Annotated in this window: 24 protein-coding genes and 1 pseudogene; 15 read left to right on the top strand and 10 right to left on the bottom strand. The window is 66.2% G+C overall.

Annotation, left to right across the window (positions count from 1 at the left end; translation table 11 throughout):
- Nucleotides 1–156, top strand: a pseudogene (locus DY467_RS26885) (IS110 family transposase); the annotation flags it as partial.
- Nucleotides 157–370: 214 nt separating this feature from the next.
- Nucleotides 371–1,066: a glutathione S-transferase family protein gene (locus DY467_RS16325; RefSeq protein WP_164637499.1), complete on the top strand. Its 696-nt coding sequence runs from the start codon at nt 371–373 to the stop codon at nt 1,064–1,066.
- On the opposite strand, the gene DY467_RS16330 is transcribed toward DY467_RS16325, so the two are convergent.
- Entirely contained in the window at nt 1,054–1,845 is a 792-nt protein-coding gene (locus DY467_RS16330; RefSeq protein ID WP_164637501.1) for a crotonase/enoyl-CoA hydratase family protein, read from the bottom strand. The genes DY467_RS16325 and DY467_RS16330 overlap by 13 nt on opposite strands.
- 92 nt (nt 1,846–1,937) lie before the next feature.
- Here DY467_RS16330 and DY467_RS16335 point away from each other — a divergent pair, with 92 nt between their 5' ends.
- From DY467_RS16335 to DY467_RS16345, 3 genes are all read left to right on the top strand, one after another.
- Nucleotides 1,938–2,588: a TetR/AcrR family transcriptional regulator gene (locus DY467_RS16335; RefSeq protein WP_164637502.1), complete on the top strand. Its 651-nt coding sequence runs from the start codon at nt 1,938–1,940 to the stop codon at nt 2,586–2,588.
- A 67-nt stretch (nt 2,589–2,655) separates the two neighbouring features.
- The gene (locus DY467_RS16340; RefSeq protein WP_164637504.1) at nt 2,656–3,213 is read left to right on the top strand and encodes a DUF4142 domain-containing protein; all 558 of its coding nucleotides are present in this window, start codon (nt 2,656–2,658) and stop codon (nt 3,211–3,213) included.
- A gap of 66 nt (nt 3,214–3,279) precedes the next feature.
- Complete coding sequence (locus DY467_RS16345; RefSeq protein WP_164637506.1) at nt 3,280–4,272, top strand: SDR family oxidoreductase; 993 nt, start codon at nt 3,280–3,282, stop codon at nt 4,270–4,272.
- 170 nt (nt 4,273–4,442) lie between these two features.
- On the opposite strand, the gene DY467_RS16350 is transcribed toward DY467_RS16345, so the two are convergent.
- Nucleotides 4,443–5,135, bottom strand: a complete 693-nt coding sequence (locus tag DY467_RS16350) for an HAD family hydrolase (RefSeq protein ID WP_164637508.1) — start codon at nt 5,133–5,135, stop codon at nt 4,443–4,445.
- 3 nt (nt 5,136–5,138) lie between these two features.
- On the opposite strand from DY467_RS16350, the gene DY467_RS26795 reads away from it, so the two are divergent.
- On the top strand, nt 5,139–5,357 hold the full coding sequence (locus DY467_RS26795; RefSeq protein ID WP_164571158.1) for a hypothetical protein: 219 nt from the start codon (nt 5,139–5,141) through the stop codon (nt 5,355–5,357).
- 269 nt (nt 5,358–5,626) lie between these two features.
- On the opposite strand, the gene DY467_RS16360 is transcribed toward DY467_RS26795, so the two are convergent.
- The 5 genes from DY467_RS16360 to DY467_RS16380 all read right to left on the bottom strand — a co-directional run bounded on the left by DY467_RS16360 (nt 5,627) and on the right by DY467_RS16380 (nt 10,235).
- Nucleotides 5,627–6,568 (bottom strand): aldo/keto reductase, encoded by a 942-nt coding sequence (locus DY467_RS16360; RefSeq protein ID WP_164637511.1) that lies wholly within the window; start codon nt 6,566–6,568, stop codon nt 5,627–5,629.
- Nucleotides 6,569–6,938: 370 nt separating this feature from the next.
- On the bottom strand, nt 6,939–7,787 hold the full coding sequence (gene olsA / locus DY467_RS16365; protein WP_164637513.1) for a lyso-ornithine lipid O-acyltransferase: 849 nt from the start codon (nt 7,785–7,787) through the stop codon (nt 6,939–6,941).
- Nucleotides 7,788–8,000: 213 nt separating this feature from the next.
- Nucleotides 8,001–9,164, bottom strand: a complete 1,164-nt coding sequence (locus DY467_RS16370) for a PQQ-dependent sugar dehydrogenase (RefSeq protein WP_164637515.1) — start codon at nt 9,162–9,164, stop codon at nt 8,001–8,003.
- A gap of 90 nt (nt 9,165–9,254) precedes the next feature.
- Nucleotides 9,255–9,446 carry a hypothetical protein gene (locus DY467_RS16375; RefSeq protein WP_012497539.1) on the bottom strand — a complete coding sequence of 64 codons (192 nt, stop codon included), beginning with the start codon at nt 9,444–9,446 and terminating at the stop codon, nt 9,255–9,257.
- Between the two features lie 135 nt (nt 9,447–9,581).
- The gene (locus DY467_RS16380; RefSeq protein ID WP_011159866.1) at nt 9,582–10,235 is read right to left on the bottom strand and encodes a glutathione S-transferase family protein; all 654 of its coding nucleotides are present in this window, start codon (nt 10,233–10,235) and stop codon (nt 9,582–9,584) included.
- 413 nt (nt 10,236–10,648) lie between these two features.
- On the opposite strand from DY467_RS16380, the gene DY467_RS16385 reads away from it, so the two are divergent.
- The 7 genes from DY467_RS16385 (at nt 10,649) to DY467_RS16415 (ending at nt 18,627) form a co-directional block, all read left to right on the top strand.
- Nucleotides 10,649–11,851 (top strand): pyridoxal phosphate-dependent aminotransferase, encoded by a 1,203-nt coding sequence (locus DY467_RS16385; RefSeq protein ID WP_107346728.1) that lies wholly within the window; start codon nt 10,649–10,651, stop codon nt 11,849–11,851.
- 126 nt (nt 11,852–11,977) lie between these two features.
- A complete protein-coding gene (locus tag DY467_RS16390; RefSeq protein ID WP_107345908.1) occupies nt 11,978–12,493 on the top strand; it encodes a DUF992 domain-containing protein in 516 nt (171 codons plus the stop codon).
- Between the two features lie 224 nt (nt 12,494–12,717).
- Nucleotides 12,718–13,191 carry a DUF992 domain-containing protein gene (locus tag DY467_RS16395; RefSeq protein ID WP_107345907.1) on the top strand — a complete coding sequence of 158 codons (474 nt, stop codon included), beginning with the start codon at nt 12,718–12,720 and terminating at the stop codon, nt 13,189–13,191.
- A 212-nt stretch (nt 13,192–13,403) separates the two neighbouring features.
- Nucleotides 13,404–15,455 carry an elongation factor G gene (locus DY467_RS16400; protein ID WP_164637517.1) on the top strand — a complete coding sequence of 684 codons (2,052 nt, stop codon included), beginning with the start codon at nt 13,404–13,406 and terminating at the stop codon, nt 15,453–15,455.
- Between the two features lie 171 nt (nt 15,456–15,626).
- Nucleotides 15,627–15,896, top strand: coding sequence for a helix-turn-helix domain-containing protein (locus tag DY467_RS16405; RefSeq protein WP_011159861.1), 270 nt, complete (start codon nt 15,627–15,629; stop codon nt 15,894–15,896).
- 41 nt (nt 15,897–15,937) lie between these two features.
- The gene (locus DY467_RS16410; RefSeq protein ID WP_164637518.1) at nt 15,938–17,689 is read left to right on the top strand and encodes a SulP family inorganic anion transporter; all 1,752 of its coding nucleotides are present in this window, start codon (nt 15,938–15,940) and stop codon (nt 17,687–17,689) included.
- 101 nt (nt 17,690–17,790) lie between these two features.
- Complete coding sequence (locus tag DY467_RS16415) at nt 17,791–18,627, top strand: shikimate dehydrogenase (RefSeq protein WP_164637520.1); 837 nt, start codon at nt 17,791–17,793, stop codon at nt 18,625–18,627.
- Between the two features lie 11 nt (nt 18,628–18,638).
- Here DY467_RS16415 and DY467_RS16420 read toward each other — a convergent pair whose 3' ends face one another.
- From DY467_RS16420 to DY467_RS16430, 3 genes are all read right to left on the bottom strand, one after another.
- Complete coding sequence (locus tag DY467_RS16420; protein WP_164571166.1) at nt 18,639–19,091, bottom strand: response regulator; 453 nt, start codon at nt 19,089–19,091, stop codon at nt 18,639–18,641.
- Between the two features lie 164 nt (nt 19,092–19,255).
- Nucleotides 19,256–20,071 (bottom strand): enoyl-CoA hydratase/isomerase family protein, encoded by an 816-nt coding sequence (locus tag DY467_RS16425; RefSeq protein WP_164637522.1) that lies wholly within the window; start codon nt 20,069–20,071, stop codon nt 19,256–19,258.
- Between the two features lie 148 nt (nt 20,072–20,219).
- Nucleotides 20,220–21,359 carry an alpha-hydroxy acid oxidase gene (locus DY467_RS16430; protein WP_107345902.1) on the bottom strand — a complete coding sequence of 380 codons (1,140 nt, stop codon included), beginning with the start codon at nt 21,357–21,359 and terminating at the stop codon, nt 20,220–20,222.
- Nucleotides 21,360–21,523: 164 nt separating this feature from the next.
- Between DY467_RS16430 and DY467_RS26225 the strand changes: the two genes are divergently transcribed.
- On the top strand, nt 21,524–21,685 hold the full coding sequence (locus tag DY467_RS26225) for a hypothetical protein (RefSeq protein WP_205502452.1): 162 nt from the start codon (nt 21,524–21,526) through the stop codon (nt 21,683–21,685).
- 201 nt (nt 21,686–21,886) lie between these two features.
- Nucleotides 21,887–23,239, top strand: coding sequence for a phosphoglucosamine mutase (gene glmM / locus DY467_RS16435; protein WP_164637524.1), 1,353 nt, complete (start codon nt 21,887–21,889; stop codon nt 23,237–23,239).
- Nucleotides 23,240–23,409 lie beyond the last annotated feature (170 nt).

Raw genomic sequence — 23,409 nt, forward strand, 5'->3', positions numbered from 1 at the left:
CACCACCCCAAGCTCCGCGACGACTACAACGCCCTTCGTCTGCAAGGAAAACCCGGAAAGGTCGCGCTCATCGCAATCGCCCGAAAACTGCTCGTCACAGCCAACGCACTCGTCAAAGCCGACACGCAATATCAAGGTAAGACCCTTGACACATGAGACAGTCGCCGGGTTCGCCGCTGCGCGGCGCCCCGGAATGACGGTCGATGCTTCACCAGTCCCGTCATGCGCGGGCTTGACCCGCGCATCCATCATCTTGAAGAGATGGATCGCCGGACCTCGTCCGGCGATGACGTGACGTGTGTGGCGAGCGCCCGACGCCGGAATGTTCGGAGAGCGCCCACGTCCAACGCGAGACCCGAGGACGCGCGACATGACTCTCAAACTGTTCGAACTGGTCGGGGCCGATGTGGGCCGGCCGTTTTCGCCGTTCGTGTGGCGGACGCGGATGGCGCTGGCCCACAAGGGGCTGCGGGCGGAGACGATTCCGTGGCGCTTCACCGATAAGGCGGCGATCGCGCCGTACGGCTCCGAGAAAGTGCCGGTGCTGCTCGACGGCGACAAGACGATCGCCGACTCCTGGGCGATCGCCAACTACCTCGAAGACGCCTATCCGGATCTGCCGTCGCTGTTCGGTGGCGACGGCGGCCGGGCGATGGCGCGGATGCTGAACTGGTGGGGCGATCTTGCGATCGTCGGCGGCCTGTTTCCGCTGATCGTCGCCGACATCGCCCAGCGGCTCGATCCGGACGACGCGGTGTATTTTCGGCAGTCGCGTGAGGCGCGGCTGAAAAAGTCGCTGGAAGAGACCGCCGCGACCCGCGATCGCGCGGTCGAGGGCTTCCGCAAGTCGCTCGACCCGCTACGGCTGACGCTGAAGACGCAAGCCTTCATCGGCGGCGCCGCGCCGAACTACGCCGACTACATCGTGTTCGGCGGCTTCCAATGGGCTCGGGTCGTCAGTGACTTCCAGCTGCTGCAGAGCGACGATCCGGTCTATGCCTGGCGCGAGCGGCTGCTCGACGCCTTCGGCGGCCTGGCCCGGGCCACGCCCGGTTATCCGGTCTGAGCTGCAGCGCGCGACCGAGTCTGCCAGTCGGCGAGGCCGCGCGACAGCTCCTCGCGCCCGACCAGCGCGGCAAACTGGGCGCGTTCGACCAACAGGCCCTCGTCGATCGACAGATTCAGGCCACGCGTTGCGGCGGTGAGCACCGCTGCGACTGCGCCCGGCGGATGCCGGATGATCTGCCGGGCCAGCGCATCCGCCGCGTTCAGCAACTCGCCATGCGACACCACGCGATTGACCAAGCCGATCGCCAACGCATGCGCGGGGGAAAACGGCTCGCCGGTCAGCAGCAGCTCCAGCGCCCGCTTGCGGCCGGCGAGGCGCGGCAGGCGCTGGGTGCCGCCGAAGGTCGGAGGCATCGCCAGCTTGATCTCCGGCTTTGCGAAGCGGGCGCGATCGCTTGCCACCGCCAGATGCACCGCCTCGGTGATCTCGCAGCCGCCGCCATAGGCGAGGCCGTTTACCGCGGCGATCACCGGCTTGGAGAAGCTTTCCAGCCGCGCCGTCATGGTCTGGCCGCGGCGGACGAAGTCGCGCACCGCGTGGTCGGCGCCGCGCGCGACGCTGCCGGAGAACTCGGCGATGTCGGCGCCGGCCGAGAATGCCCGCTCGCCTGCGCCGGTGAGGATCACGGCGCGGATCGCGTCATCCACTTCGATCGTGTCCAACCGCTGCATCAGCCGGTCGATCAGTGCGTAGTTCAGCGCGTTCAGCTTGTCGGGGCGGTTCAGCGTGAGCAGCGCGACGCCGTCGCGCAGCTCGATCGGGATCAGCTCTGTCATGTCGTGGCCTCCATCGGTCACCCGATGGCTACCGCGGGCATCGCGTTGTGTATATTCACTGGTCGGTATACATGCGCGAGATGACCGTCCGAATGACAGCTGCAGCTTTGAAAACCCGCGAGGGCAATACCACGCGAGAGCGCATCGTCGCGGCCGCCGCCAAGCTGTTCTATGCCGAAGGCATCCGCGCCGTCGGCGTCGACGCGGTGGCGGAAAAGGCCGGCGTCACCAAGCGGACGCTGTATTATCACTTCCGCAGCAAGGACGATCTCGTCGCGGCGTATCTCGAAGGCCGCGATCAACCAAACCTAGCGCTGTTCCGGCAATGGTTCGAGGAGACGCCGGGCGCGCTGCCCGCCAAGGTCGAAGGCATTTTCCGCAATCTCGCGCGGGCTGCGCGGCATCCGAAATGGAAAGGCTGCGGTTTCCTGCGCACCTCGGCCGAACTCGCCAATCTGCCCGGCCACCCGGCGATCAAGATCGGCGCCGCGCACAAGAAGAAGTTCGAGCGCTGGCTGCGCGAGACCTTCGCCGAGGCCGGCATCGCTACGCCTGAGGAACTTGCCCGGCAGATGCTCCTGCTGCTCGATGGCTCGTTCGCGGTGGTGCTGCTGCATCGGGATGCCAGCTACATGGAGACCGCAGGCGCGGCGGCAGCCAAGCTGGTGGCGGCAGCCTTGCCGGCGCGTGCGAGCGGGCCGCGGCGCGCGGCGAAAGTCAGCGCGTCTCGCACCCAGAGCTGAGGAACGGGACGTCGGGTCGGCGGTTGAGGGGGCGGTTCGCCGCCCACCTCTCCCACGGAGCCGCCCGATGAATTTCGTTCCGGTGTTTGCCGCGCTCGCGTTCCTCGCCGTTGCGGCATGGCCTGCCGCGGCCCAGCCGGCGAACTCGCCGCATCATGCGGCTTTACGGGCCGATCCGCAGCCGCTCAGCGACGCCGACAAGCAGTTCCTGGCGTTCGCGGCTGAAGACAATCAGGCCGAGATTCAGCTCTGTCTGTTGGCTGAGAAGCGCGCCGTCGACCCGGCTCTCAAAGCGTTCGCGCGGTTGATGGTGAATGATCACGTTGCGATCGAGAGCCGGCTGGCCGCGCTCGCCAACGACGATCAGGCGCAGTTGCCGGACGGCGTGGGCGATGAGGGCGAACGCACCCGTGCCGAGTTGAAGGCGCTCGCCGGCGATCAGTTCGATCGCCAGTTCCTCGCGGCGCAGATCGAGGATCACAGCAAGGACATCGAGAAGTTCTCGCAAGCTGCCGATCGCGGCAGCGAAGGTGCGAGCCGCTTTGCATCCGAGACGCTGCCGATCCTGCGCCAGCATCTGGCGCTCGCGCGCGCCGTGCAGACGCAGTTGAACGCGGCCGAGTAACCGACCTTCGGTCCGGAACGATCGCCTCAGGCGGCGGTTGCCGCTGACATCCACAGGATCACAGCCATGACCAATACGATCTCCCGCAGAGGTGTCGTCGGCGGAGCGGGTGCCGGCATGCTCGGCGTCGCGGCCGCGCCCGCATTTGCCAAGGACGCTCAGACCATGACCGACGCCGCCCCGCTGCAGGACCCGACCTCGAAGTATCCGAAGCCGCCGTTCGAGCGGCAATCGCAGCCGTGGCCGGGATTGGCGTCGAAGATGAATCCGCGCCCTGACCACGGTGAGCAGAGCTACAAGGGCTCGGGCCGGCTCACGGGCCGTAAAGCGCTGATCACCGGCGGCGACAGCGGCATGGGCCGCGCCGCCGCGATCGCGTTCGCGCGGGAAGGCGCCGACGTTGCGATCAACTATCTGCCGGCCGAAGAGGACGAGGCGCAGGAGGTGATAAAGCTGATCAAGGATGCGGGCCGCAACGGGGTGGCGATCCCCGGCGATCTGCGCGACGAGCAGTTCTGCAATCAACTGGTCGAGCGCGCGGTGGAGAGCCTCGGCGGCCTCGACATCGTCGTCAACAATGCCGCCCGGCAGCAGACCCGCGCGTCGATCCTCGACGTCAGCTCCGAGGATTTCGACGCCACGATGAAGACCAACATCTACGCGCCGTTCTGGATCATCAAGGCGGCGCTGCCGCACCTGAAGCCGGGCTCGTGCATCATCGGCACCTCGTCGGAGCAGGCGGCCGATCCGTCGCCGGATCTCTACGACTACGCCCAGACCAAGGCCGCGACCACCAACTACGTCCGCTCGCTCGCCAAGCAACTCGCGCCCAAGGGCATCCGCGTCAACGCGGTGGCGCCAGGCCCGATCTGGACGCCACTGCAGGTCTCGGGTGGTGCGACGATGGAGAAGCTGGAGAAGTTCGGCAGCATGGCGCCGATGGGGCGCCCGGGCCAGCCGGCCGAGCTCGGCTCGATCTACGTCCAGCTCGCCGCCAGCGATGCCAGCTACGCGACCGGCCAAGTGTATGGTGCGATGGGCGGCGGTGGACTGCCGTAACGATTACGCTCCGTCGAAGCGTCGAAGGCCTCCGATGTCTCCCGTCATTGCGAGCGAAGCGAAGCAATCCAGCTCCGTGGACGAAGCTCCTGGATTGCTTCGTCGGCTATCGCCGCCTCGCAATGACGTTGCGAGATCATGACGAGAGATCGTCCGTTCAGCCCTGTTGATCAGGCTGGCACCGGCGCAAATCGTCCGCGGGTCTGCAGGACATCGAGCACGCCGTGCAGGTCCGGCAGCACCGCGGCGCATTTGCCGCGTGTGGCGGCGTCGGGCTGCAGCAGGTCCGGCACCATCAGCGTGATGGTGCCGGCCGTGAAGGCTGAGGCGACTCCGACGCTGGAATCTTCCACCGCGACGCAACGTGCCGTCGGCACGCCGAGCCGGTCGGCGGCGAGCAGATATAGATCCGGTGCCGGTTTGCCGTGGGCGACATCGTCCCGCGTGAGGATGGTGCCAAACCGCGCGCGGATGCCGGCGAGCGTCAGGTGCATATCAGCCGTCTTGCGCGACGACGACGTCACCACCGCGACCGGACAGCGGGCGTCATCCAGCGCATCGAGCAGCTCGCAGGTGCCGGGCTTCACCGGCAGGCCTTGCGCGAACCGCGCGTCGCGCTTGGCGACGAAGGCGCGGTTGATGTCGGACAGCGGCAGCGTCTCGCCGTAGCGCGCGACCAGCAGCGCCTGGCACTCCGGCCCCGGCAGCCCGACCATCGACTCGCATGTCTTTGTCGCATCCGGCAGCCCGAACGCGTTGAGCACCTCGGTCAGGCTTTCCAGATACACGCGCTCGGTATCGACCAGCGTGCCGTCCATATCGAGCAGCACCGCTGCGATCAGCCAGTCCTGTGCGACCTTCACGATGTGCGGCTCGCCTTCGCCATCGCGCGCAAGCAGTCCGGGCACAGGCAATCCGTCGCATCCGACGGCAGCGGCATCGTCGCCGGCTCCGCCGCGCACCAGCAGCCCTTGTCCATCGTGCACGAAAACTCGGCGCCGCAGCCGGCGCAGATCAACCGCCGCGGCGGCGGTGCAGGCGTGTCGGACGAGGTTGGGCGGAGCGGCATGAGCAACGATCGGTGAACGCTGGTTGAAACACGCTCGCAGCGTACTCCGCCTGGGCCGCGATGCAATACGCGGAAGGTCGCGGAGCGGAGGGGCGTGCGGCAGTCAGGATCAAGAGAACGGGCGCGATCTCTCCACCTGTCATTCCGGGGCGCTCGCGCAGCGAGCGAAACCCGGAATCCCGCTGTGCAGGGCGAAGGGCCTCAACGCAGAACACCTCGAGATTCCGGGTTCGCGCCCTTTCGGGCGCGCCCCGGAATGACGGTGTGAGGAGGCGTTGCCGCCGACTACCCCTTCGTGATCGCGTCCACCTCGGCCATCTCCTCCACCGTCAGCTTCCAGCTCGCGGCCTTGACGTTCTGCTCGATCTGTTCCGGCGTAGTGGCGCCGGCGATCACGCTGGAGACTTGCGGGCGGCAGGCGAGCCAGGAGAACGCCAGTTCGAGCAGCGAGTGGCCGCGCGCTTCGGCGAACGCCTTCAGCTTGTCGACCAGGTCGAGATTGGCCTCGGTGAAGTAGCGGTCGCGGATCGCCGGCATCTTGGCGAAGCGAGTGTGCGCCGGCGCTTCGGTGCCGCGCTGATACTTGCCGGTGAGAAGGCCGCTCGCCAGCGGGAAGAACGGCAGCAGGCCGAGCTTGTATTCCTGCGCGGCCGGCAGCAGGTCCTTCTCGATGTCGCGCACCACCAGGCTGTATTCGTCCTGGCAAGACACATAGCGATGTGTGCCGAGCGCACGCGCGACGTACTCCGCCTCGGCGATCCGCCATGCCGGGAAATTCGAATTGCCGATGTAACGCACCTTGCCGGCGCGGATCAGGTCGTCGAGCGCGCGCAACGTCTCGTCGATCGGCGTCAGCGGATCGTAATCGTGCTGCTGATACAGGTCGATCCAATCGGTCTTCAGCCGCTTCAGGCTGGCTTCGACCGCCCCGACGATGTAGCGCCGCGACGCGCCCTGCTTGGTGCCGTCGGTCGCCATCGGCTTGCAGAACTTGGTCGCCAGCACGATGTCCTTGCGGCGATCGCCGAGCACGTTGCCGAGCACGGTCTCGGAGCCGCCCATGCCGGCATAGATGTCGGCGGTGTCGAACAGCGTGACGCCGAGGTCGATCGCCTTGTGGATCACCTTCTTCGAGGTTTCGGGGTCGGTGCGCTGGCCGAAATTGTTGCAGCCGAGGCCGACGACCGAGACCCGCAGGCCGCTGCCGCCGAGATTGCGAATGTCCATGAAGTGTCCTTGAGAGGTGCGTGGAGCCGCCCATTGTGGCGCGCGCGCTGCAGCGCCGCAAGGCACCGCCCCGATCACACAAGCGTCAAGCGGCGTCGCCGGCGAGTGTCGCGAAGGCCATTCTACTCTAGCGCGTTCGCCTGTTACTCCGCGTCCCGCTCGCGCGAGACGCCAGAGGCGAGATCTACGTTCGTTGCTTTGCTCACGCCGCTCCAGGCAGTCATTCCGGGGCACGCGCGTCAGCGCGTGAGCCCGGAATCTCGCAGTTTGGGGCACGGCGGGCGGCCTACATCTTCGGGATTCCGGGTTCGCTCGCTTGCGCGATCGCCCCGGAATGACGGCTTGTGGCAGTGCGTGAGTGAAGCGCGCCCTACGCCGCTTCCGGCTGCACGTCGGGCGTCGTCACCGGCGCTGCGGCGGGGCGCGGGGCGATGGCGCCGCGCATGCCGGCGCGGCGGGCGGCTTCGCACATCCGGCGCACCGACTGCTCGGCGTTGCGGGTGATTTGTTTGCGGTCGGCGTCGATCGAGGTCGCGACCGCATCGCCCCAGCTGACGGTGACGTCGATCGCGCCGGCCGACAGCAGCTCGACGAAATGCGGAATCAGCTCGGCGTCGCCGTACCACGCCACGCGCTGGCGCAGTTCGCGGCCGATCGGCAGGCCGCCGAAGCCGGTATACGTCACCGCCATCGGCTGCACCGCGACGCGGGCGCCGACCTGTTCGCCGATCGCGTGGTGCACCGCGCCGACCAGCGCCGAGCGGAACGGCAGCACACGGCTGCCGTCGGATGAGGTGCCCTCGGCGAACAGCACCATGGTGTCGCCGTCCTGCAGCCGCGCGCCGATCTCGCGCGTGGCCTCGCCGGTGCGATGCCGGGCCTGGCGATCGATGAACACGGTGCGCTGCCAGCGTGCGAGCGCGCCGAACACCGGCCAGCCGGCGACTTCGCTCTTGGCGATGAACGACACCGGCGCCACCGCGGAGATCACGCAGATGTCGAGCCAGGAGACGTGATTGGACAGGATCAGCACCGGGCCGTCGCAGCGGCGGCCGACCTGATGAATGCGCACGCCGATCAGCGCGCAGACGATGCGATGATACAGCTGCGGAATCGTGCGCTGGGCGCGCCAGCCGAACCGGATCGCCAGCAGATGCACCGGCAGCAGGGACAACGTCAGCGGCACGACGGCGGCAATGACGAGGATGAATCGCAGCATGGCAATAACTTTGCGCCGCTCAAAAAGGTGCGGCCCCGGTCAGACGCGGCGACTGACGGGGACCGCTGGGGACGTTGATCGGCGACGGGGGGCCTCGATCAGACGCGAGCGGACCCTAACGGTAGTTTGTTACACGGCGGTGACGCGTCAACTACATCTTAACGTGTGAGGCGAGCCGCGGCCGCGGGCGCACTTCTCCGCTGAAAATACCGCTTAGTTGGCGGCCGGCGCGACGCGCAAGAGTCGCCCGGTATCGCTGTCGGTCAGGAGCCACAGCGCGCCGTCCGGCCCCTGGCGCACGTCGCGAATCCGCTCGTCCAGCGTCTGCAGCAACCGCTCTTCGCCGGTGATCTTGTCGCCGTCGAGCGACAGCCGCACCAGCATCTGTCCGGACAGCGCGCCGACGAACAGGCTGCCGGTCCAGGTCGGAAACAGCTTGCCGGTGTAGAACGCCATGCCGCTCGGCGAGATCGACGGCACCCAGTACTTTGCCGGCTGCTGCATGCCCGGCTTGGCGGTCGCCTCGTGGATCTTGGCGCCGCTATAGTCGATGCCGTAGCCGATCACCGGCCAGCCGTAATTCTCACCCTTGCGGATGATGTTGACCTCGTCGCCGCCACGCGGACCGTGCTCGACCTCCCACAGCTTGCCGTCGGCAGGGTTGAAGGCGAGGCCTTGCGGATTGCGGTGGCCGAGGCTCCAGATTTCGGGCTTGGCGCCGTCGCGGCCGGCGAACGGATTGCCGTCCGGCACGCTGCCGTCGGGCGCGATGCGAACGATCTTGCCGAGATGATTGGACAGGCTCTGCGCCTGGTCGCGATACGCGTAGTGCTCGCCGAGCGTGACGAACAGATTGCCGCTGCCGTCCTGTGCGATCCGGCAGCCATAGTGATTGCCGGACGACAGCGGCCCCTGCTGGCGGAAGATCACCTTGATGTCGTTCAGCCGCGGTGCATCGCCGGCGTCGAGAGACGCGCGTGCCACCGCGGTCCGGCCGCCGTTGCCGTCGCGCTCGGCGTAGCACAGGTAGATCGTGTGGTTGCTGGCGATGTCCTTGTCGGCCGCGACGTCGAGCAGGCCGCCCTGGCCCGAGGCCCACACCTCGGGCACGCCCTGCAGCGGCTTCGAGACCTGGCCTTGCGGCGTCACCAGCCGCAGACGGCCGGGGCGCTCGGTCACCAGCATCCGGCCATCAGGCAGAAACGCCAGACCCCAGGGGTGTACCAGCTTCTGCGCCACGGTCTGGACGGTCAGCGGGCCGGCAGAGGATTCGTAAGTGGTGATTTCGCCGCGGCTGGCGGTCACGATCAGCAGCGAGGCGAGCAGCGCGGTGGCTGCGCTCAGCGTACCGGAAACCCAGACGATCGGAGCCTTCATCGCACTGCCTCCTCGCAGGATGGCCGTCGCGGCTGCGGTGCGGCGCGCCAGTCAACGCGCCGTGATGGGAAAGGATCGTTGCCGAGCCGATCAGAGCGCGAAAGGCGTCCCCATGCCGCAGGCCGGCCCGCATTGGGTCGACAGCAGCGTCAGCGCGAGGATGGTGCCGAGCGAGGCGACCGCGATGACCAGCGAGGCGGCGACGGCTCGAACCAGACGGGGAGAGGTGACGGGCGCGGCGGGGCGGATGAAGCCGGAGGCCGTGCCGGACGACGAAAGCATGACTCGAAATCCTCGAACCAAACGCCGGCGAATCACCGGCATTGTGGATTGTCGTGCGATCACGGGCGTTTATGCGGCGCCGAAGGGCGCCAATCATGGTCAAATCGCGGCGGAATTCGAGCGCCGCGGCCGGGCTTAGGCCTCGGCCGCGAAGCTGGTCGGGTCGGCCGCAATGGTTTCCGGGGTCCAATCCATGGTGATGAAGCCCGGGGTCTGCTCCACCCGCCGCAGCCACGCATTCACCGCCGGAAACGTCGACAGGTCGAAATCGCACTGGTCGGCGACGTGGGTGTAGCCGTACAGCGCGATGTCGGCGATGGTGAGCTGGCCGGCCGCGAAGTAATCGTTGGTCTTCAGATGATTTTCCATCACCTGCAGCGCCGCATAGCCGCGCTCCAGCCAATCCTCCAGCGCGTGGGTCTGCAGGTCGCGGCCGCCCTTGACGAGGCACAGCCAGAAATACGCCGAGCCGATATTCGGCTCGAGCGCATGCTGTTCGAAGAACATCCATTGCAGCGCTTCGGCGCGGTCCATCCGGGTGTCCGGCGCCAGCGAGGTGCCGACGGCGAGATACCACAGGATCGCGTTGGATTCGGCGAGGTAGCGGCCCGGCGCGGTTTCCAATAGCGGCACCTGGCCACTCGGATTCTTGGCGAGGAAATCGGGCGTGCGGCTTTCGCCGCGCAGGATATCGACCTCGACCGCACGGTAGGGGGCATCGAGAAGCGCCAGCGCAAGGCGAACCTTGTAGCTGTTTCCCGATCGCTGCATCGAATAGAGCTTGTACATCCTGAAGGTCGCTTCGCTCTCCCTGCCGCCGGCATCTGCCGCGCCTAACGCGGCTAAACAATGATGTCCCCCGGCAGGCCCCGCAAGCCCCAAGCGCTGGAAAGGGTCGAAATCCCATGCCGCATTGCACAGGGTGCAGCGGCACCGCGAAAATCCCGCCGCAGCGACCGGTTTCGTCTTTTCGCTATGCGAAATCGGGCGGGTGCGCGCGATGCCGCGCATGACTGGCAACTGCCGTTCTCAGCAAGGGGACGCGCGGCCTCTCCTGATGGTTGTGCCGACCACCACACAATGCCGCTATTCCCGCAAGCTTCTTGCGATGCAACGTGGCGGCGCTTAGTGTGGGGATATTCCCGTCAGAGATGGAAGAGTCGCGCCAAATGCCGACTCATGACGGCTGCAAGGAGAAGACGATGCCGTTCCTCGCCACCGCGCTCGATCGTGTGAAGCCGTCCGCGACCATCGCGGTCACGGACAAAGCGCGTGAGCTGAAAGCGGCCGGGCGCAACGTCATCGGCCTGGGCTCCGGCGAGCCGGACTTCGATACTCCCGCCAACATCAAGCTGGCGGCGATCCATGCGGTCGAGGCCGGCAAGACCAAGTACACCGCCGTCGATGGCATTCCGGAGCTGAAGCAGGCGATCATCGCCAAGTTTCAGCGCGAGAACGGCCTGACCTACAAGCCGAACCAGATCATCGTCGGCACCGGCGGCAAGCAGGTGCTGTACAACGCGCTGATGGCGACCATCAATCCGGGTGACGAGGTGATCATCCCGGCGCCGTATTGGGTCAGCTATCCGGAGATGGTCGCGCTCGCCGGCGGCGAAAGCGTGCCGGTGGTGTGCACCGCCGAGTTCGGCTTCAAGCTGCAGCCGGCGGCGCTCGAAGCGGCGATCACGCCGAAGACCAAGTGGATCATCCTCAACTCGCCGTCGAACCCGACCGGCGCGGCCTACAGCCGTGCCGAGCTGAAGGCGCTCACCGACGTTCTGGTCAAGCACCCGCATGTCTGGGTGATGACCGACGACATGTACGAGCACCTCGTCTATGACGATTTCGAGTTCACCACCCCGGCGCAGATCGAGCCGAAGCTGTTCGATCGCACCCTGACGGTGAACGGCGTGTCGAAGTCGTATTGCATGACCGGCTGGCGGATCGGCTACGCCGGCGGCCCGGCCGAGCTGATCAAGGCGATGTCGACGATCCAGTCGCAGTCGACCTCGAACCCGTGCTCGATTGCCCAGTGGGCCGCCGTCGAGGCGCTTAATGGTCCGCAGGACTTCATCGACGCGCACAACAAGGTGTTCAAGGAGCGCCGCGACCTGGTCGTGTCGATGCTGAACCAGGCGGCCGGCATCGACTGCCCGCGTCCGGAGGGGGCGTTCTACGTCTATCCGTCATGCGCCGGCACCATCGGCAAGACCGCGCCGTCGGGCAAAAAGATCGAGACCGATCAGGACTTCGTCACCGAGCTCCTGGAAGCGGAAGGCGTGGCGGTGGTGCAGGGCTCGGCGTTCGGTCTTGGCCCGGCGTTCCGCATCTCCTACGCCACCAAGACTTCGGATCTCGAGGATGCCTGCAAGCGCATTCAGCGGTTCTGTGGAAATTTGCGGTAAACAATTCATTAACAATCCGCAACGTTCACAGGATTCGTTCCAAAACTGCGAAAGCGCCTTGTTTTGGACAAGACGCTTCCTTTTTGTCGCCGTCGCAATCTCAATCCACATGTGGAGTGTGCTTCTATGTTTACCCTCAGACAGTTCGGTCTCGCTGCGGTCGCGTTGGTCGCCTCGATCGCGAGCGCGAGCGCTCAAGAGCGGGTGCAGGTTGGCGTGATCGAATGCGCCGGCGGCCCGAACGTCGGTTATGTGGTCGGTTCGACCACCCAGCTCGAGTGCCTGTTCCGGACCGACGGCCGTCGTCCCGAGCCGTACATTGCGCACGTTCAGCGCATCGGCGTCGACCTCGGCTTCACCCAGAACACCGGCCTGGCCTGGGCCGTGTACGCCCCGACCCGTCGCGTCGGCCGCGGTGACCTCGGCGGCAGCTACGGTGGCGTTGGCGCCAACGCGTCGTTCGGCTTCGGCGTCGGCGGCAACCTGCTGATCGGCGGTTCGAACAACGCCTTCGCGCTGCAGCCGCTCAGCCTGCAGGGCCAGACCGGTCTCAACGCGACCGCGGGCATCGTCGACGTGCAGCTGCTGCCGGCCCCGATCGCCAAGAAGCACTATCGTAAGCATCACCGTCACCATCACTAAGTGACAGCGTTTACGAAGCATTAGCGTCGTAACGAAAAGGGCCCGCCAGCGCGGGCCCTTTTTGCGTCTGGACGATGCTGTACGCTCGGACACTCGGTCTTGCCGCTACGCCGGGTGTCATTGAAGATTTGCCGATGCTGTGACTAGATGGCGCGCACTAGTTCGCGCGTTCGCCCGAATCGGGTCGTCTTCCGCATCACCTTCCCACGTCGGAGATCTTCGCTATGCGCCGCCTCTCACTTCTCGCCGGCCTCGCCGCCGCCGCGCTGATAACAACCGCCGCCAATGCTCAACAGGGCCGGGTGCGTGTCGGCATGCTCGAATGCCGCGGCGGTGCCAGCATGGGTTTCATCGTCGGTTCGGTGACCAATCTCGGCTGCGTCCTGCGCAGCGAAGGGCGGCCGGACACGCCCTATGTCGCCACCATCCGCAAGGTCGGTCTCGACATTGGTATCACCCCGGAAACCGCGCTCGGCTGGGCGGTGTTCGCGCCGGTCGAACGCTTCGGCCCCGGCGACCTCGCTGGTAACTACGCGGGCGCGCAAGGCTCGGCTTCGGTCGGCGTCGGCCTCGGTGCCAACGTGCTGATCGGCGGCTCGGCGAATTCGATCGCGCTGCAGCCGGTCAGCCTGCAGGGCCAGACCGGCGTCAACGTTGCGGTCGGCCTGCAGGAACTCGAACTGCGCCCGGGCCGCTAACTAACAGCGCGCCCGCCAGATCAATTCCTGTTTTGCAACATTGCGCTGCGATGCAAACGCGTCGCAGCGCAAATTTTTGATGTCCTTGATCCTGCTCAACACCGACATCATCGCGTCCTAATTTTTCGCGCTTGCCAAGTGTCGTGTGTTGCGAAAGCATCACGTCTTGCCGACCCAATCACGGGCCGAGCTCCAGATAGAAGGAGGCGGCGATGGGACAAGACGTCAGAAGTCCCCGTGGTCCCCGGTGCATCGCACTGGTGGGCCCATTCCAAAGCGGAAAAACCACACTACTTGAAGCGATCCTGGCACGAACCGGTGCCATCCCGCGGGCCGGCTCGGTCGATGCGGGCACCTCGCACGGCGACTCCAGCCCCGAGGCGCGCCAACACAAAATGGGCCTCAGCCTGACCGCCGTCACCACCCAGTTCATGGGTGAGAGCTACACCTTCCTCGATTGTCCCGGCTCCGTCGAATTCGCGCACGACATGCGCGCGGCGCTTCCCGCCGTCGACGCCGCCGTGGTGGTGTGTGAAGCCGACGAGCGCAAGCTGCCGCAGTTGCAGCTGATCCTGCGCGAACTCGAAGATCTCGGCATTCCCAGATTTTTGTTCCTGAACAAGATCGACCGCGCCAACAAACGCATTCGCGAAGTGCTCGACAGTCTGCAGCCGGCCTCGCGTATCCCGCTGGTGCTGCGCCAGATTCCGATCTGGAACGGCGACCTGATCGCCGGTTACGTCGATCTCGCGCTGGAGCGAGCCTTCGTCTATCGGGAGCACAAGCCTTCCGAAGTGGTCGACCTCGAAGGTGGCAATCTCGACCGCGAGAAGGAAGCGCGGTTCTCGATGCTCGAGAAGCTCGCCGATCACGACGACGCGCTGATGGAGCAACTGCTCGACGACATCCAGCCGCCGCGCGATGCGGTGTTCGATGATCTTGCGCGCGAACTGCGTGAAGGTGTGATCTGTCCAGTGCTGCTCGGCTCGGCGCTCCGCGAGAACGGCGTGCTGCGTCTTCTCAAAGCGCTGCGTCACGAGGCGCCCGACGTCACCGAAACCGCGGCGCGCCTCGGCGTCACCGCCGGCAAGGATGCGGTCGGCTACGTCTTCAAGACCCAGCATCTGCAGCACGGCGGCAAGCTGTCGCTGGCCCGGCTGTTCGCCGGCACGCTCGCCGACGGCGATAATGTGCAGTCGTCGGCCGGTGAGGCGTCGCGCGTCTCCGGCATCCAGACGGTCGGCGGCGGCCACGACAGCAAACGCTCGTCGGCGACGGCCGGCGAAGTCGTCGCGCTCGGCAAGCTCGATGCGATCAAGACCGGCGACACCTTCGGCAACGGCAAGGCTGCGCCGGCCTCGCTGGTCGAAGTCACGGCTGCGCCGCCGGTGCTGGCGATGGCGCTCGCCGCTACGGATCGCAAGGACGACGTCAAGCTCGGCCAGGCGCTGCAGCGGCTGAACGAGGAAGATCCCTCGCTCACCATCGTGCACGATCCGCAGAGCCACGAGATGGTGCTGTGGGGACAGGGCGAGATGCATCTGCGTGTGGCGTTGGAGCGGCTGCACGATCGCTACGGCGTCACCGTGAAGTCGCATGCGCCGGGGATCGGCTATCGCGAGACCATCCGCAAGCCGGTCACTCAGCGCGGCCGCCACAAGAAACAGTCCGGCGGCCATGGCCAGTTCGGCGATGTGGTCCTCGACATCAAGCCGCTGCCGCGTGGTGAGGGCTTCGCCTTCGCCGAGACCGTGGTCGGCGGCGCGGTGCCGCGCAACTACATGGGCGCGGTGGAGGAGGGCGTGATCGATGCCCTGCGTGCCGGACCGCTCGGCTTCCCGGTGGTCGACGTCCACGTCACCTTGACCGACGGCTCGTATCACAGCGTGGATTCGTCCGACATGGCGTTCCGTACCGCGGCGCGGATCGGCATCGCCGAGGCGCTGCCACAGTGCCAGCCGGTGCTGCTGGAGCCGATCCACACCGTCGAGATCGTGTGCCCGACCGAGGCGACCGCCAAGGTCAACGCCATCCTGTCCGGGCGGCGGGGCCAGATCCTCGGCTTCGACACCCGCGAGGGCTGGCCGGGTTGGGACATGGTGCGCGCCACCATGCCGGAGGCGGAGATCGGTGACCTGATCGTCGAACTGCGCTCGGCCACGGCCGGTGCCGGCAGCTTCACCCGCACCTTCGACCATATGGCTGAAGTCAGCGGGCGGACCGCCGACCAGATCGTTGCGGCCCACCGCCAGGCGGCGGCCTGACCCTAGGAACATCAGCGGGGCGGAACGTCTTCCGCCCCGCTCACTAAAATATGACTGCTCCGAAGCGGCTAGAGTGATGTCTCAGACATCACTCTAGCCGTTTTTTGTTTGCTTGATGCCATTCGAAGCATCATATTGGCGTCTTCAGACATCAGAGTTCATGCTTCATCCATGATGACCGCAGCCCAATTGCGCGCCGCGCGCGCGCTGCTTGGCATCGACCAGCGCACGCTGGCCGAACTGTCGGGCGTGTCGCTGCCGACCATCCAGCGGATGGAGGCGAGCGAAGGCAACGTCCGTGGTGTGGTGGAATCCCTCACCAAGGTGATCGAGGCCCTCGACCGCTGCGGCGTGACCCTGATCGGAGACAATTCCCGCAGCGAAGGCGGCGGCCGCGGCGTCCGGTTCAAAGAGCCGGCGCCGCCCCGCAACGAGGCCTAACGGTTTCGGTGCAGCAGCGGGGCGGACCAGGAGCAAACAGCATGGACACCTCCCGGCGACTTGTGGCTGCCGCCAAACCGAGCTTCCGCGAGCTGTTCACCCCAAAGCTGATCACGGCGCTGCGCGAGGGCTACGGCCTCGGCGACTTCCGCGCCGACCTGATCGCCGGCCTCACGGTCGCGATCGTGGCGCTGCCGCTGTCGACCGCGATCGCGATCGCCTCCGGCGTCACGCCGGATCGCGGCCTCTATGCTGCGGTGGTCGGCGGATTTCTGGTGTCGCTGCTCGGCGGCTCGCGGTTTCAGATCGGCGGCCCAGCCGGCGCCTTCATCGTGCTGGTGATGCTCAGCGTGCAGCGCCACGGCATCGACGGCGTGCTGCTCGCGACCTTCCTGGCCGGCATCATGCTGGTGATCGCCGGCTTCCTGCAGATCGGCACCTACGTCAAATTCATTCCGTATCCGGTCACGGTCGGGTTCACCGCCGGCATCGCGGTGATCATCTTCGCCAGTCAGCTCAAGGATCTGCTCGGCATCGAGCTGGCGCACGAGCCGGGACCGTTCCTCCCCAAGCTCGAAGCGCTGGCGCAGGCGCTACCGACCATGAATTTCTATGCGCTCGGCATCGCGCTGACTGCGATCGTGCTGATCGTCGGCCTGAAGAAGCTGCGGCCCAACTGGCCTGGGCTGCTGATCGCCGTCGCCGTCACTGCCGCCTTGGTGTGGGGCTTCTCGCTGCCGGTCGCCACCATCGGCACCCGGTTCGGCGGCATTCCTGAGAGCTTCCCGCTGCCGTCCTGGCCGGTGTTCTCGGTCGCCAAGGTGATCGAAGTCTTGCCCGACGCGATGGCGTTTGCACTGCTCGGCGCGATCGAGTCGCTACTCTCCGCGGTGGTGGCCGACGGCATGACCGGGCGGCGGCATCGCTCGAACTGCGAACTGGTGGCGCAGGGCTTCGCCAATATGGGCTCGGCACTGTTCGGCGGCATCTGCGTCACCGGCGCGATCGCCCGCACCGCGACCAATATCCGCACCGGTGCGCGCACGCCGATCGCCGGCATGCTGCACTCGGTGTTCCTCCTGGTGTTCATGCTGGTGGCGGCGCCGCTGGCGAGCTACATCCCGCTCGCCACGCTCGCTGCGGTACTGGCGATCGTCGCCTGGAACATGGCGGAGAAGCACGAATTCGCCACACTGGTGCGCTCGTCGCGCGGCGACGCGGTGGTGGTGCTGGCGACCTTCCTGCTGACCGTGTTCCGCGATCTCACCGAAGGCATCGTGGTCGGCTTTGCGCTCGGCGCAGTGCTGTTCATTCACCGCATGTCGGAAGTCACCGGGGTCGAGGCGTATTCCGGGCTGGCACAGGAAGATCGTGCCGACGAGAGCGGCAAGCGCCGCGGCACCGCCGCCGACCTGTCGCTGGTCACTGATCCGGATGTGGTGGTGTATCGCATCACCGGGGCGTTCTTCTTCGGCGCCGCCGCGACGGTGTCGTCGGTGCTCAACAACATCGCCGATCGGCACAAGGTGTTCGTGGTCGATTTCGCCGCGGTGCCGTTCCTGGACTCCACCGCCGCGAATGCGATCTACCGGGTCGCGCTGTCGGCGCAGCGCAAGCGCATCAAGCTGATCGTCACCGGGGCCTCGCCGACCGTCCGCCGCGCGCTGCTCACCCATGGCGTCAAGCCGCCGCTGGCGCACTACCGTGCCGATATCGCGAGCGCGGTCGACGAGGTCAAGGGAAAGACCCCTGCGCCCGAGGAGGCGACCGCACCGCAGCCCGCCTCGGTCTGACGTCCCCGACTACCGTCGCGGCGCCGCGTTTTGCGATTGACGCTGGCGCGACAGCCTGATTTTCACAGGCTTCGGAGGTCTCGCGTCTGTTGGAGGGCGAAATGGCTGCGACCAAGCGCGCCGCGTGTCTGATCGGCTGGCCGGCGGCGCATTCGCGCTCGCCGCTGATCCATCACTACTGGCTGCGCCAACTCGGCATCGAGGGCGGCTACTCGATCGAAGCGGTACCGCCCGAAGGCTTTGCCGAATTCGTGCTGCACCTGAAGACGCACGGCTATGTCGGCGCCAACGTCACCATCCCGCACAAGGAACGCGCGCTGCAGCTCACCGAGCCGGACGAGCGCGCCCGCGCCGTCGGCGCCGCCAACACGCTGTACTACGACGGCGATCTGTTGCGCTCGACCAACACCGACATCGAAGGCTTCATCGGCAATCTCGACGCCTCGGCGCCGGGCTGGGATCGCTCCCCGCATGCCGTGGTGCTCGGCGCCGGTGGCTCGTCGCGGGCGGTGGTGTTCGGCCTGTTGGAGCGCGGTGTGCAGCGGATCGCGCTCGCCAACCGATCGATCGAGCGGGCGCAGGCGCTGCGCGATCTGTTCGGCGACCGCGTGGTGCCGATCGCCTGGAGCGATATTCCGGCGGCGTTGCCGGGCGCGGGTCTGTTGGTCAACACCACCTCGCTCGGCATGAAGGGACAGCCGCCGCTTCAGATCGACCTGTCGGCGCTGCCGGCGGACGCGGTGGTGGCGGACTTGGTCTATGTGCCGCTGGAGACCGATCTGCTCGCCGCCGCCAAGGCACGCGGGCTGCGCACTGCGGATGGCCTCGGCATGCTGCTGCACCAGGCGGTGCGCGGCTTCGATCTGTGGTTCGGGGCGCGGCCGCACGTCACCGCGGAGCTGCGGGCGTTGGTCGAGGCCGATCTGGTGCCGAAGTAAGCGTTCGGGCGCTACGCGGCGTGGTGCATGATCCGCCACGTCCGCGCGATGATCGAAAGCTGCTCGCGCAGTTCGGTGAGATCCACCGGCTTCGACACCGCTTCCAGCATGGTGAGATCGAGCGACTCGCCGAAATCATGCGCCTTGCGCGCGATCTCACTCTTGGCGCCGCTGAGGATGATGATCGGCGCCCGGAAGTCGCGATCGGCAAAATGGCGTAGCACCTCGGTGCCGGCCTGCTCGCCGAGCGACAGATCCAGCGTGACGCCTTCGAAATCATTGTAGGTGGTCAGCTCGACGACCTCGTCGAGCGTGCCGGCTTCGACCGGTTCGAACCCGGCGCGCACCGCGATCTTGCAGATGATCGTGCGGTGCACCTGGTCGTCATCGATCACCAGGAGGCGCGGCTTCAACTCTGCTGAACCCGCCGCAGCCGCGGCAGGGCTCTCGGGATGGTCGGTCATGGCGCTCCGATCGAGCTGGCTGCGATGGCGAACACACGCGCAGCCATCTGCAGCAAGGCTGCAGGCGGCCTGCGCGTTACCCCACAGTGTCGCCCGACCGGTGAATCAAACCGTAAGACGGCGCCGCGTAGGACTACGTGGCGCAGGATTAGGTGGCGCGGGGCTTACTTACCTTGGAAGTTCGGCTCGCGTTTTTCCAGGAAGGCGCGGATGCCTTCGGCCATATCCTTGGATTTGAACAACGGCAGCAGCTGCAGGTACACGTGATGAACGTGATCCGGGAAGGTCTCGTTCAGCCCCATCCGCATCATGCGCTTGGCCGCCTGCACCGCCAGCGGCGCGTTGCCGGCGATTTCCTTGGCGACCGCGCGGGCGCGTCCCATCAGTTCGGCGTCTGGTACGACTTCGTTGGCGAGGCCCCATTCCAGGCTCTCGCGCGCGCTCAGCGTCCGGCCGGTGAAGATCAGCTCTGCCGCCTTGGCCCACCCGATCATCCGGGGCAAAAACCAGGTGCCGCCGCTCTCCGGCACCACGCCGCGCTTGACGAAGGCGGCGGCCAGCTTGGCGGATTCCGCCATGATGCGGATGTCGCAGCCGAGCGCGGTATCCATGCCGTAGCCGGCCGCGCCGCCGTTGACGGCGCAGATCGTCGGCTTGTCCATCGCCTGCAGCACGGTCGGCGGCGTATTGCGCAGGTCGAGCGTGGTCGGCGACGACGCCGCGCTGAGGCCTTCGTCGCCGCGCTCCTTGTTGAGGTCGAGCCCGGCGCAGAATGCGCGGCCGTTGCCGGTGAGGATCACGCAGCGCACCTCGGGATCCTCATTGGCCTTGGTGAGCAGCGCCGCGAGCGTATTCAGCATCGGCCCCGAAATGGTGTTCAGCCGCTCCGGCGCGTTGAGCGTGATCGTGGCGATGTGTTCCTCGACCGCATAGAGCACTTCGCTGGAAGCGGGCTGCACGCTCGTCTGCATATCGGTCATCGGTCTCCTCCTCATTTTTGTTTTTGTTGTTGTTAGTTGTCCTCTCCCGTCATTGCGAGGAGCGAAGCGACGAAGCAATCCAGCGCCGTGCACTCGGCTGGATTGCTTCGCCTTCGGCTCGCAATGACGTGGAGAGGGCAGGGCGGAATTACTCCGCCAGCACCTTCTCGTCGATCTCGTGGATCGAATTGACGCCGCACAGGCCCATCGTGGTCGACAGTTCTTTGCCGATGATGTCGATCGCTTTGGCGACACCTGGGCCGCCATAGGCGCCGAGGCCGTAGATATAGGCGCGGCCGATCATGCAGCTCTTGGCGCCGAGCGCGAGCGCGCGCATCACGTCCTGGCCGGAGCGGACGCCGCCATCGAACATCACTTCGATGTGCGAACCGACGGTGTGGACGATCTCCGGCAGCACCTCGATCGACGACGGCGCGCCATCGAGCTGGCGCCCGCCATGGTTGGACACCACCAGCGCCTCGGCGCCGACCTTCACCGCCTCGCGCGCGTCCTCAACGTCAAGGATGCCCTTGATGATCAGCTTGCCCGGCCAGATCGAGCGGATCCAGTCGATGTCGCGCCAGTTCAGCGAAGCGTCGAACTGCGATGCCACCCAGGCCGACACCGACTCCAGATCCTTGGAGCCGGGCAGGTGGCCGGCGATGTTGCCGAAGTTGCGCCGCGGCGTGCCGAGAATGCCCTTCACCCAGCGCGGCTTGGTGGCGATGTCGATGACGTTCTTCAGCTTGAACAGCTGCGGCGGCACCGTCATGCCGTTCTTGATGTCCTGATGGCGCTGGCCGATCACCTGCAGGTCGACCGTGAGCACCAGCGCGCTGCACTTGGCGGCGATCGCGCGCTCGATCAGCGCTTTGACGAAGCCGCGGTCACGCATCACATAGAGCTGAAACCAGAACGGCTTTTCGACGTTCGCGGCGACGTCCTCGATCGAGCAGATCGACATTGTCGACAGCGTGTAGGGGATGCCGGCGGCCTGCGCGGCGCGGCAGGCGTGGATCTCGCCGTCGGCGTGCTGCATCCCGGTCGAGCCGACCGGCGCCAGGATCAGCGGCATCGCGTAGGTGTCACCGAGGATCGTGGTGGCCAGATCGCGCTTGGAGATGTCGACCAGGATGCGCTGGCGGAACTTGATCCGCTTCAGGTCTTCCACGTTCGCCCGCAGCGTCTCCTCGGCATAGGAGCCGTGGTCGACGTAGTCGAAGAACATCTTCGGCACCCGGCGCTTGTGGATCTGGCGGAGGTCTTCGATGCAGGTGATTTCTTTCATGGAAATGCCGTCCGCCTCTTGCGGGTTGTTGCGAGCCGCTCGTCCTGTAGCACGCGGACGGCATGTGCAAAATCGTCGCGTCGGGCTTTGCCGAACCTCAGGGAACCCGGTGCATCGCGGCGCGTTTTCCCTCGAATTCTCAAGGTTCGAGCAGGAGGACCGCGATGACCGACACCAAGACCGCCGAAACCCCGACCAAGAACAAGAAGGAACTGGAAGATCAGCTCAATGAAGGGCTCGAGGAGTCGTTTCCGGGCTCCGACCCGGTCAGCGTGACCCAGCCGGCACCGTCAAAACCGGATGGGGATAAGCGCCGCAAGGATTAATCACCCGACGCGGCATACGTCTGGATAGATGATATTTATCAAGCGCTTACGCCGTCGACCCAAGTCGGCGGCGTAATCTTTGATTACATTTTTTGAAGTCCCCGCAACTATTTTGGGCCTATAAGGCCGTTTCGCCGTACGGCAAGCCCCGGACGAATCGTGGGTTTTTGACCGTGACCGGCAAGGGCGGGGGATGATTGGATGAGCCGCAGATATTTCGGGACGGACGGAATCCGGGGCCGCGCCAACGGTTTGATCACGCCGGAGCTGGCTCTCAAGGTCGGCCAGGCCGCAGGCCTCGCGTTTCAGCGCGGCGAGCACCGCCACCGTGTGGTGATCGGCAAGGATACGCGCCTGTCCGGCTACATGATCGAGAACGCGCTGGTCGCGGGCTTCACCTCGGTCGGGATGGACGTGCTGCTGGTCGGCCCGATGCCGACCCCGGCGGTCGCGATGCTGACCAAGTCGATGCGCGCCGACCTCGGCGTGATGATTTCGGCGTCGCATAATCTGTTCGAGGACAACGGCATCAAGCTGTTCGGCCCGCTCGGCTACAAGCTCAGCGACGATGTCGAAAAGCAGATCGAGCTGATGCTCGACGAGTCGCTCGACAAGAAGCTGGCGCAGAGCGCCAGCCTCGGCCGTGCCCGCCGCATCGACGGCGTCCACGATCGCTACATCGAATTCGCCAAGCGCACGTTGCCGCGCGAGCTGAGCCTCGAAGGCCTGCGCGTGGTGATCGATTGCGCCAATGGCGCCGCCTACAAGGTGGTGCCCGAAGCGCTGTGGGAGCTCGGCGCCGACGTGATTTCGATCGGGGTCGAACCCGACGGCTTCAATATCAACAAGGAATGCGGCTCCACCGCGCCGCAGGCGCTGTGCGCCAAAGTCCGCGAGATGCGCGCCGATATCGGCATTGCGCTCGACGGCGATGCCGACCGCGTGATCCTGGTCGACGAGCGCGGCCACGTGGTCGACGGCGATCAGTTGTTGGCGGTGATCGGCCAGAGCTGGAAGGAAGACGGCCGCCTCGCCAAGCCGGGCGTGGTCGCCACCGTGATGTCCAATCTCGGACTCGAGCGCTTCCTGGCAAGCGAAGGCATCGCGCTGCTGCGCACCCCGGTGGGCGACCGCTACGTGCTCGAGCAGATGCTGAAAGAGGGCTACAACGTCGGCGGCGAGTCCTCGGGTCACATCATCCTGTCCGACTTCAACACCACCGGCGACGGCTTCGTCGCCGCGCTGCAGGTGCTGGCGATGGTGCAGAAGCTCGGCCGTCCGGTCTCCGAAGTCTGCCGTCGGTTCGATCCGCTGCCGCAGATCCTGAAAAACGTGCGCTATCGCAGCGGCCGGCCGCTCGATGACAGCGGCGTGATCTCGGCGATCCAGGACGGTGAGAAACGGCTGAACGGCCACGGCCGTCTGCTGATCCGTCCGTCGGGCACCGAGCCGGTGATCCGGGTGATGGGCGAGGGCGACAATCACGATGTGGTCGAGGAAGTGGTCGACAGCATCGTCGATGCGCTCGGCAACGCGGCGGCTGCCGCCGCCTGAGGCCTGCTCCCGCCGCATCAGGCGGGGTGCAACGCTGCCATCGCAAATCCGCGCTACACACACGCAGCGCTCGGAACTAATTTATGAACGGTCGGCCAACGTGCCGGCCGTTCGTCGTTATTGCGCCCGCGAAGTCTGCGTCGGCGCCCCAAGCCCACCTCAGGAAACGC

This window comes from Rhodopseudomonas sp. BR0G17 (assembly GCF_010907025.1).
Classification (GTDB): Bacteria; Pseudomonadota; Alphaproteobacteria; order Rhizobiales; family Xanthobacteraceae; genus Rhodopseudomonas; species Rhodopseudomonas palustris_H.